At 68.3% G+C, this 9,073-nt stretch carries 14 protein-coding genes; 5 read left to right on the plus strand and 9 right to left on the minus strand.

Going from position 1 to position 9,073, the window contains the following annotated elements; translation table 11 throughout:
* Together GWI24_RS34600 and GWI24_RS34605 are read left to right on the plus strand one after the other, a co-directional pair.
* A partial coding sequence (locus GWI24_RS34600; RefSeq protein ID WP_210950003.1) for an N-acetylmuramoyl-L-alanine amidase occupies positions 1–433 on the plus strand: 433 nt, incomplete at its 5' end.
* A 143-nt stretch (positions 434–576) separates the two neighbouring features.
* Complete coding sequence (locus tag GWI24_RS34605; RefSeq protein WP_037960901.1) at positions 577–807, plus strand: EF-hand domain-containing protein; 231 nt, start codon at positions 577–579, stop codon at positions 805–807.
* Between the two features lie 103 nt (positions 808–910).
* Here the strand turns inward: GWI24_RS34605 and GWI24_RS34610 are convergent, their stop codons facing one another.
* From GWI24_RS34610 to GWI24_RS34640, 7 genes are all read right to left on the minus strand, one after another.
* Positions 911–1,219 carry a hypothetical protein gene (locus GWI24_RS34610; protein ID WP_201851079.1) on the minus strand — a complete coding sequence of 103 codons (309 nt, stop codon included), beginning with the start codon at positions 1,217–1,219 and terminating at the stop codon, positions 911–913.
* Between the two features lie 63 nt (positions 1,220–1,282).
* Positions 1,283–1,942 (minus strand): glycoside hydrolase family 25 protein, encoded by a 660-nt coding sequence (locus tag GWI24_RS34615; RefSeq protein ID WP_210950004.1) that lies wholly within the window; start codon positions 1,940–1,942, stop codon positions 1,283–1,285.
* A 575-nt stretch (positions 1,943–2,517) separates the two neighbouring features.
* On the minus strand, positions 2,518–3,249 hold the full coding sequence (locus GWI24_RS34620; protein WP_210950005.1) for a hypothetical protein: 732 nt from the start codon (positions 3,247–3,249) through the stop codon (positions 2,518–2,520).
* Between the two features lie 56 nt (positions 3,250–3,305).
* Complete coding sequence (locus tag GWI24_RS34625; protein ID WP_210950006.1) at positions 3,306–4,142, minus strand: YhjD/YihY/BrkB family envelope integrity protein; 837 nt, start codon at positions 4,140–4,142, stop codon at positions 3,306–3,308.
* A gap of 17 nt (positions 4,143–4,159) precedes the next feature.
* Entirely contained in the window at positions 4,160–5,560 is a 1,401-nt protein-coding gene (locus GWI24_RS34630) for a hypothetical protein (protein WP_210950007.1), read from the minus strand.
* 425 nt (positions 5,561–5,985) lie between these two features.
* The gene (locus GWI24_RS34635) at positions 5,986–6,252 is read right to left on the minus strand and encodes a hypothetical protein (RefSeq protein WP_210950008.1); all 267 of its coding nucleotides are present in this window, start codon (positions 6,250–6,252) and stop codon (positions 5,986–5,988) included.
* A complete protein-coding gene (locus GWI24_RS34640) occupies positions 6,249–6,410 on the minus strand; it encodes a hypothetical protein (RefSeq protein ID WP_210950009.1) in 162 nt (53 codons plus the stop codon). The genes GWI24_RS34635 and GWI24_RS34640 overlap by 4 nt, the downstream gene beginning before the upstream one ends.
* Before the next feature lie 364 nt (positions 6,411–6,774).
* Between GWI24_RS34640 and GWI24_RS34645 the strand changes: the two genes are divergently transcribed.
* Positions 6,775–7,599 (plus strand): helix-turn-helix transcriptional regulator, encoded by an 825-nt coding sequence (locus GWI24_RS34645; protein ID WP_308344188.1) that lies wholly within the window; start codon positions 6,775–6,777, stop codon positions 7,597–7,599.
* The gene (locus GWI24_RS34650) at positions 7,596–7,820 is read left to right on the plus strand and encodes a DUF397 domain-containing protein (protein WP_210950011.1); all 225 of its coding nucleotides are present in this window, start codon (positions 7,596–7,598) and stop codon (positions 7,818–7,820) included. The genes GWI24_RS34645 and GWI24_RS34650 overlap by 4 nt, the downstream gene beginning before the upstream one ends.
* Before the next feature lie 24 nt (positions 7,821–7,844).
* Here GWI24_RS34650 and GWI24_RS34655 read toward each other — a convergent pair whose 3' ends face one another.
* Positions 7,845–8,258, minus strand: coding sequence for a hypothetical protein (locus GWI24_RS34655; RefSeq protein WP_210950012.1), 414 nt, complete (start codon positions 8,256–8,258; stop codon positions 7,845–7,847).
* Between the two features lie 42 nt (positions 8,259–8,300).
* Here GWI24_RS34655 and GWI24_RS34660 point away from each other — a divergent pair, with 42 nt between their 5' ends.
* The gene (locus GWI24_RS34660; RefSeq protein ID WP_210950013.1) at positions 8,301–8,504 is read left to right on the plus strand and encodes a hypothetical protein; all 204 of its coding nucleotides are present in this window, start codon (positions 8,301–8,303) and stop codon (positions 8,502–8,504) included.
* A 183-nt stretch (positions 8,505–8,687) separates the two neighbouring features.
* On the opposite strand, the gene GWI24_RS34665 is transcribed toward GWI24_RS34660, so the two are convergent.
* Positions 8,688–9,073, minus strand: a 386-nt coding sequence (locus GWI24_RS34665; RefSeq protein WP_210950014.1) for a hypothetical protein, incomplete at its 5' end; no start/stop codon positions are given.

Below are 9,073 nucleotides of genomic sequence, written 5' to 3' on the forward strand. Positions count from 1 at the left end.
TCCGATCGACTTCATCGTCATCCATGTGACGCAGGAGACCTTCCCGGACGCGATGAAGATCTTCCAGGATCCGGCCAAGCAGGTGTCCACCCACTACATGGTCGCCTCGGCCGACGGCTACATCGGGCAGTTCGTCCGGGAGAAGGACGTCGCCTGGCACGCGGGCAACAAGGACTACAACAACCGCAGCATCGGCATCGAGCACGAGGGCTGGGTGGACGACCCCAAGTGGTTCACGGACGAGATGTACGCCTCGTCCGCCGCCCTGACCGCGGCCGTCTGCGACCGCTACGGCATCCCCAAGAACCGCGACCACATCATCGGCCATGTGGAGGTCCCCGGCACCGACCACACCGACCCCGGCCCGCTGTGGGACTGGGACCGCTATATGAGGCTGGTCAACGGAGGGAGCCGGGCACACCGCCGAGTCTGAGGCCGCGCACCGCGGCGTATGCCTCGTACGCCACGTGCGCCGCGAACCGAATGCCGAGCGCGCCGTGACACGGCCGAGACGAACCGGCCACCCCCGACCGCTAATCTGTGCGGGTCAAGAAACGCACGGAAGGGGCGGAACAGGTGGCGGACATCGAGGCGGCGCGCAAGGCGTTCGAGCGGTATGACCTCAACGGTGACGGCCAGATCACCGCGGCCGAGTACAAGAGCGTGATGGCGCAGCTGGGGGACCCGTATGTCACGGAGCCCGTCGCCCAGGCCGTCATCAACGCCCACGACTCCAACGGTGATGGGCTGCTCACCTTCGACGAGTTCTGGGCGGCCCAGAACAAGAGCGGCGAGAAGACCGCCTGAAACAGGTCGCGAGCGGACTGACTGAGCAGGCTGCACGCAGCTCCGCTGAGCAGGCCGAAGACCGGTTGACCGGGCCGTACGGACGACGGCGCGGCCGGCGCGTTCAGCGCCAGCCGCGCCGCTGTGCGCCGGCCCGCCGTCTGCGGTCGTTGCACAGCAGACAGCGGCCGTAGCCGGGCGGCAGCGGATCGTCCGGATCCCCGTACAGCGGGTCGACGGCCCCGCGCGGATGCTCCGGGCAGCCCGTGGCACCGTGCTCGGCGGTCAGCGATCCCGCCGCGGCGAGCGCCCGGCGCAGGGCGTCGGTGAGCAGCTCGGTCTCCGGCCCGGAGGGTGCGGCGTCCAGCGAGAAGGCGATGTCCGACGCGGTGGTGAGCGCGCTGCGGAGTTCGCGCAGGTCTGCGTAACTCATACCGGGCAGCGTAGGCGCCCCCACCGACAACGCCCCGAGGGGCCCGGGGCCTCCGGGACCGGGTCAGGCCCCGTCCTCCACGTCCTCCACGTTCTCCCCGTCCGCCACGTTCTCCGCCGTGTGGACGTCCGCCACGTCCTCCGTCTCCTCATCGGCGGTGAGCGCCGCCCGGCTGGGGTCGGCCCATGCCTGGAGCGCGGACTTGCTGGAGAAGTTCGCCACGTCCTTGTCCAGCGGGCGGTCGGTGTACTGGTGGATCCGCCACTTCGCCTTGATGCGCGGCTTGCCCGCCGTCACATAGTCCGCTATCCACAGGCCGTCGCCCGCGTACGACGTGGTGTCGTAGTTGAGCCAGAAGTTCCGGTTGCAGTAGAGCATCACCCGGTGCGTGGGCCGCAGCTTCTTGACCTCGCGGATGAACCGGTCCTTCTCGGCGTTGCTGGCGCGGGTGCCGGAACCGGTGGTCTCCCAGTCCACGGCGAGCAGATCGTGCTTCTGGGACGCGCACTTCTCGACGAAGTAGCGCGCCTGTGCCGAGATGTTGCCCGGCCACAGGAAGTGGTAGAAGCCGACGACGCATCCCGCCCTGCGCGCCCGGGACGCCTGCGAGGTCTGCTTCGGGTTGATGTACGACCGGCCTTCGGTGGCCTTGATGAAGACGAAGGCCAGTCCGTCCGCGTCGAACGTGGACTGGTGCGAACTCACGTCGATGCCGTGCAGCATGGCGCCTACCTCGGGTCAAGAACGGGTGAATACACGGGTGTTATTCCCCCTCTCGTACGCAGGACCCTACTGGGACGGGATCTCGATCCGCAGCCGTTCGGTGCCACACCAAGCGAGACGGGCGGGAGGAGAAGCGGACCCGAGGGTTTGGCCATCCCCCGGGCCCTGTGATGCCGCCCAACTGCGCACGCCCGCCCGGATGGGCACGGGTCAGTCTGATGTCGTCGTGTTCTTCCGTTGAACTACCGCTCCACGAAGCGGGGCGGGCCGGATTCGAACCGGCATCCGACGACCAAGCCCGTGCCCGGTCGGTGAGGCGATCGGCGGCGAATGCTGAGGCTGGAGCGAGAATCTGAGATTGAACGCGTGCCACGGGCGCACGGCCCGCTCGAAGACCGGGGGCTAAACCCGGCTGCCTCCTGGGACGGACCGTCCCCTCTCGTGACCAAGTGCTCGGGGAGGTGGTCAAAACCTCCCAACGCAACCGCGTGCATCACGACGAGCTTCAGTATCAGCTTGCGCTCCTCGCGCACCCCGCACCGCCGCTTGACCCGGCGGCCGGGGAGTCCATGACGCTACCCGAACAGGTAGCCGAAGACCACCTCGCCCACGCGCTGATCGGTGACCTCGACGCCGTTGGCCTCCTCGCGGGCGTACTTGACCGCCTGCTGGAGCTTCTCCACCCGGTCGAGCACCTCATTGACGCGCCGCGCCGGGAGGGCGCCGGAGAACTTCACGGTCGTCCAGTAGCCGACCGGGATGTCCTCGTAGTACACCTCGACCTGCGCCGGGTGCTTCTCCGTGGCCTCCGCTTTCACATGGTTCCTGGGCACCTTCTTCGTACGGACGGTCCGCACGGCCTCGGTCTTCCAGCAGTCCGTCGACGGGTCCAGCGACCACGACTCGGCGGCGTCCAGGGTCGGCAGCCTGCGGATGAAGGTGGCGAGATCCGTCAGCTGCTTCTCCAGGAACAGCAGATACGAGACCGGCACATCACGCAGCAGCGTGCGCCCCTCGACCTCGATGTCCGCCCGGGCCTCGCAGTTCGTCCAGTCCTTGGTGGCGGTCACATCGAACAGCCGGGTCAGCGTCGTCGCGGTCTCCCGAAGGATGTCCTCCGCCTTCACCTGCACCCGCGTCGACTCGGGCGGCAACTGCTCGCCCTCCTCGTCCTTCGGCTGATACGTCCGGGAAATCCCCGCCAGCAGCACCGGCTTGTCCAGCCGGCGCTGGGACGCCGTCAGGTCCGCTTGCGTCTTGGACTTGACGCCCTTCTCCACTGCGATGATCTGATTGAGTTTCGCCACGTGAGGGACGCTAGCAGTGCCGAACGCCCGCTCTCGAACGATATTCGAGGCGGCCTTCAGGGACGTTCCCGTCCCCGCAGCGGACGGACAGTCCGTGCGTACCAGGCCGACGAAGTCACCGCCGGCCCGGCCGCGAGACCGGCCACGGCGATGAGAAAGACGACGATCAGCCAGGTCAGAAGGGTGAAAACGGGGCCGAGCGGGCCGAAGTCGGCGAGGCTGCGGGCCATGGCCACGGGCATGAGCAGCCGGGAGAGATAACCCAGCAGGACGGTCCCCACACCGGCGAGCACGGCGCCCGGCAGCAGGTGCGTCCAGGTGACGCGGCCGCTCAGCAGGAGATGCTGGGTCCACCACCACAGCAGAACGGCGGACAGCAGGGACAGCGCCAGCCCGGAGACGATGCCCGTACCGAACCCCTTGCGCACCGGCGCCTGGACGAGGAGCACCGCGAGCCAGACGAGCAGCCACAGCAGCCAGCGCCACGCCGTGACGCGCACCGCCGCCCTGGGCAGCCCCCAGCACCGTTCGCAGATCGCCTGGAGCGCCCTGCTGAACGCCGTCGCGGACACCAGGGCGACCAGCAGTCCGACGACCCCCGAGGTGTTCTTGGCCGTTCCCCGGGTGGTGAACGTACGGCGCACCTCGTCGAGGACGTCACCGCGCACGCCCACCACCGAGCGCAGGGAGTCGGCCAGGAGGTTCTGGAGCGTGTCGGGGACGAAGGCCGCCACCGCCATCAGCAGGGGGAGGGCGGTGAGGAACGCCTGGGCCGCCAGCCGGGTGGCGGCTTCCAGCACGTTCACCGCCACCAGCCGCTCCAGGAACCGGGCGGCCGGGCCGCCGCCGATCGCGGTCGTGACGCGCTCCCACAGCGTCCGCGGCGCCCTCATGGCATACCGCCCGGCCGTCAGGGATGCCCGGGACGGCCGCCCGCCGCGGGGCCGTCGGGCACGGGGCCGTTCGCCGCGGGGCCTGACGCCGTGGGCCCGGAGGCCGTGGGGCCGTTCGCCGCTGGCCCGGACGCCCCGGCGAGGACGCCGATCAGCGCCAGGACCCCCATGACGATGCCGAGGACGAGCCCGACGGACGCCGGAGTGGGGTGGTTCCACAGCACCAGGGCCAGCGCGCCGCCCGTGATCGCCACGCCGGTGGTCCAGGCCCGATGGGTGTCCAGCCAGCGGCCGAAGCCCCCGGTGCGGGCTCCGACGCGAGCCAGGCCCCGGCCGATGGCGCCGGTGCCGCGCGCCGCCGCCGAGCGCACGACGCGGGCCCCGCGCCCGGGGCCGTACAGATACGCGGCGAGCGCGGTGACGATCGCGACGACGAGAAGGGTGCGGGTGCTTTCGCGCAGGAAGCGTACGAGCGTGTCGAAGATGAAGGCCGCCGGGTCCCGGGGCAGGGTCGTGGGCGGGACGGAGTCCAGGTAGACGCCGCGCACCACGGCCAGGCCGACCAGTAGCGCGACCATCATCACCGCCGTGCCGATCCCGGCGGCCAGCAGCGTGATCCGATGCGCGGGGGAGACCCACACGGCGAGCGCGGCGAGCACGATCGTCACGGCGGGCAGCCAGGTGCCGACGATGTCGAGGAGTCGCATCGCGCCTTGTGCCTCGTCCAGCTTGTCCGTCCGCACCAGCGTGAACTGCCGGTCGATGTGCGGGATCTTGGCGGCCTTCTCGTAGCCCGCCCGGACGAGGCGCTGTTTGACGTTGTCGACAAGGGTGCCGATGTCCAGGACGATCGCGTTCCCACGGGCCTGGACCGCGCTGGTGCCCTCACCGGTGAGGACCTTGACGACGGCGGCGTGGGCGCGGCGGTTGGCCGCGTCCCACACCAACGGGAACTGATCGCTGGTGATCACCTTGTGGACCACGCGGTGCACGGCGTTGGAGAGGGCGCTCTCCAGCGGCCCGCCGAGCATCCGGGTGCCGTCCACGACGACGGACGGGGCTCCGGTCCTGTCCAGGTTCCTGGCGAGATGGGCCGTGATGGCGGGCACGTCGACCCGGTCGACCACGCGTTTGGTGAGCCGGTTGGTGACGGTGGACTGGACACCGGGGTTCCTGGCGATCGGGGCGACGGTCTGGACATACCGGTGGGGGTCGGTGATCTCTTCGTGCAGCCAGGTGGCGACGACGGCGAGCGGGGAGAGCAGGACCGCGAGGACGAGCAGCACACACGCGCCCGCGTGGCGAAGCCGCCGGTGGCGTACGGCCGCGGCCCCGCGCAGCCGCTCGTACTCCCGTCGCTCGCTCCCGCTCAGCGGGTGGGGCTCGGCGGGGCCGGAGGCGTCGGCGGACGGATCCATAGGGTCCTCCCTCGCGCGGGACGGAGGGAAGCGCCACCGGAGGCGCCGCCGGATGGCGGGCCGCCGGGGAATGGCGGTGTCACGGCGCTGGTCACCCGGGCGGGCGGCACATCTCCTCGATCCGCGGTCCGAGGTTCTGGAAACGCGGCGACGGGCCGTTTTGATTCGCGGCCGGGAGCCGGGAGCCGACGTGGTGATGGCCGTGACGCAACGGAGCCGGCCGTCACGGTCGCCGTGGCGAACCCCTCACCCTGCGTACTCCGCTCCGCCGCCACATCGCGCCGGTGGCCCTGCGCGTACGGGTCCCGAGACACCGCCCCGGGGGTGCTGGCCGTCAGACCGGCCATGGACTGGCGCAGGGTGCGGCGACTGGCGACGCTGACCACCGTCGGACGGCGGCGGGGCGCGGATCGCACCCATCACGGTTATGGCGCATGCGGGTGCAGCGCGCCGCCCTCCCCGTCCGCCGGGAAACGGAGGGCCCAGGCGTCGGCCGTCCACTCGACCCCGCCTCGCTCCGGCCGGAGGAACGCGACGCGATCGCTGGTCATCCGGTGGTCGAAGCGCAATTCGGCGACGCTGTGCACCGCCTGCACCACGCCGGTACGGCCACTGGCCGGGTCGTACGCCACCTGGCCGGGGGCGGGCATTGGACGGTGGTTGGGCTGTGGCTGATGGAGCTGGTGGTTCATACGGCTCGTCCTTCGGGCTGCCGGGGGATGTGGACGGTGTGGGCGGGGTGGCGTCGGCGCAGTACCTCGTAGTCGGTGGCCTTGCTGTAGTCCCCGGCTCGTTTGGCCTGTTCGCGCAGTGCCGCGTAGTGGCGGCAGGTGGGGCAGGTGTCGTTCAACGGTCACTCTCCGGTGGGTGTGGGTGAGAGGTGGCGCGGCTGGTGGCGCCGTGCGAGGTCTTCGGGGAGCGCCCCGCAGAAGAGGACGTACGGAGTCCCTCCCGCCGATGGCTCGGCCGGACCCACCGCAACCCAGCCACGTCGCCGCGCCACTTCCCGCATCTCGCGGGTGACCCGGTCCGCGACGCGATGTCGGGTGGATTCGGTGATGTGTTCGGAGGGAAACACCATGGGGGGTTCTTCCTGACCTGGATGTGTCTTGCGAGCTTTAATCACTCTGTGTACTCCCAGCGTTGCCCTGCGGGGCCGCGCGCAACAGGGATCGGGGCACACCAAGAGGCTTGGGGTGAGGGGAGAACCACAGGTGAGTGAGGCCAAGGAAGGCCAGGAACCGTCCAGCGGGGCGGCGTTCCTCGGAGCCGAGGTACGGACCTGGCGGTTACAGGCGGAGCTGAGCCAGCGGGAGTTGGGCCTGAAAGCCAACTACGGACAGCAATATGTGGCCAAGGTGGAGGCGGGTGAGCGGCTGGCCAGTCCCGAGTTCGCCGACGCGTGCGATCGGGTCTTCGGTACACCGGGCACGTTCGCGCGCCTGAGGGAGCGGGCCAGCCAGCATGGCTATCCGGACTGGTTCGTGCCGTACGTGCAGTTGGAGCGGCAGGCGACGGGCATCTCGAACTACTCGGCGGCGCTAGTCATGGGCATGCTTCAGACGGCCGAGTACGCGCGGGAGGTCTTCCAGGCCACGCATCCCCGGAAGAGCACGAGCAAGATCGATGAGCTGGTGGATGGGCGACTGCGGAGGCGGGAGGTGATGGAGAAGGACACGCCTCCGCTGCTCTGGTGCGTTCTGAACGAGGCGTGTCTACGGACTGCGGTGGGTGGCCCAGGGGTCATGGCCGTACAGCTCGCCCGCCTCCTGGAGGAGGCGGAGTCTCCGCACATCACCCTCCAGGTACTACCGTTCGCGGTGGGCGCACCCGCGACGTCAGAGAGTTACACGCTTCTGACGTTCGATGAAGGTCCCAACGTCGCCTACGTGGATACGGCAATGGCAGGCCAACTGATCGATTCACCGGATGCGGTGGCAAACGCGACAGCCACCTACGACTGGCTGCGGGCTGCCGCTCTCCATCCCGAACAGTCACTGTCCATGATCCGTAGTGCAATGGAGGAATACACCCGATGAGGATTGCCCTCGACCTGTCCCGTGCTGAGTGGGTCAAGTCCAGCTACAGCAACGGTAATGGAGGTGAGTGCGTGGAATTCGCACCCGACATAGCCACCACTGCCGGTGTCGTCCCCGTCCGGGACAGCAAGCACCCGGCAGGCCCCGCCCTCGCCTTCTCCACGGAGGCGTGGACTTCCTTCACTGCCGCCGTGCGCAGCGGAGAGTTCCCGGCGCTCTGAGGCACCGGTCGTGGTCGGTGGGCGTCAGGCATGGTCAATCGTTGTGGCGATGCCGGACGCCCCGAGAAGTTCAGCAAGCAGGGAAACCTCTACCAGGGTTCCGCGATATCCTTCTTCCTCGGTCAGCTCCTTGGCTGATTGCTTCGCCTCGCCGATGGATACCCCGAAGGCATTGCGGAACGCTCTGAGGACCTTTCCTCCCGAACTGATCGGCCCCTCGACCCGGAGTCGCCGATACCCGTGCTCGGCCAGGATGGGCTGCCGCACTTCTTCCGGAGCGACGCCCCAATCACCGTCGTGCGAAACCCCACAGTCGTCGCAGGCCCACTCAAGCTCCCAGCGGAGCCTGCCCTCCTTCACCAATTGCACCGCCCACCCCTCCAGTGGTCGGCAGCAATTGGCACACGGCTCAACAAGCCTGGCTGCCTGCTCGATCATTGTTCACATCGAGTAGTAGTCTCGTGGAAATACAGAGACTCCGTGCACCTCTTCATCGGGATCATCCGGGGCGGGCGTGAAGAGGGCGAAACCGAGATCGGCGAACTCGACGCCTTGGTCGTCTTCTGTTCCCTCAATGCCGCGTTCTCGCAGGTCGCCGAGGACATGCCTGTAGGGGCGGCCAAAGAGCGTGATCCCTTGATGTGTCACCTGTGCTTCTGGGGTGACTTCGATGAATTCCAGTGAGTCCTCTCCGTCGAAGGACAGGAGCAGCCCCTTCTCCGTGAAATGGTCAGTCGGGCTCTCTGAGTCACCCCGCTGGAATGACGTGAAGGAGCCGAGCCTCTCACGCAGCTCGGCCCTGGACTCGCCAAATCGGACAGAGTCGAGCCCCTCGTTCGGGGCGATTGTGTAACGCGCCACTCTGTTTCACCAACCCTTGGGGAGGAAGTAGATCATTTCCTTGATCGCGTCGTCGTATTTATTGCCGAACTGCCGCCTGATGTCTGCGATGTCCATATTGATGGCGTCGCGGTGGCGGTTCTGGCTGATGAGATTTCTCTGCTGCGCTCGATGTGACATTGCGGCTCTGCTGCGCCCCCAGCTGGCCGTCCTGTAGTGATCTATCTTATCCATTTGAATTGCAGGCCCTCGATCGCGTGGGAGGCCATTGATCGAATCTGGGGGCATGTGGTTGATCTCGGTACCCGGAATGTTTCTCTTGTAGTCGGTGGCCGGGTCCTTGAGCTGCTTGTACCTACCTCCTCGGTATACGTGGCCTGGTGGGGCGTAATCCGGGGCCAGGCCGAAGGGGT

This window comes from Streptomyces sp. MK37H (genome assembly GCF_018035285.1).
Classification (GTDB): Bacteria; Actinomycetota; Actinomycetes; order Streptomycetales; family Streptomycetaceae; genus Streptomyces; species Streptomyces endocoffeicus.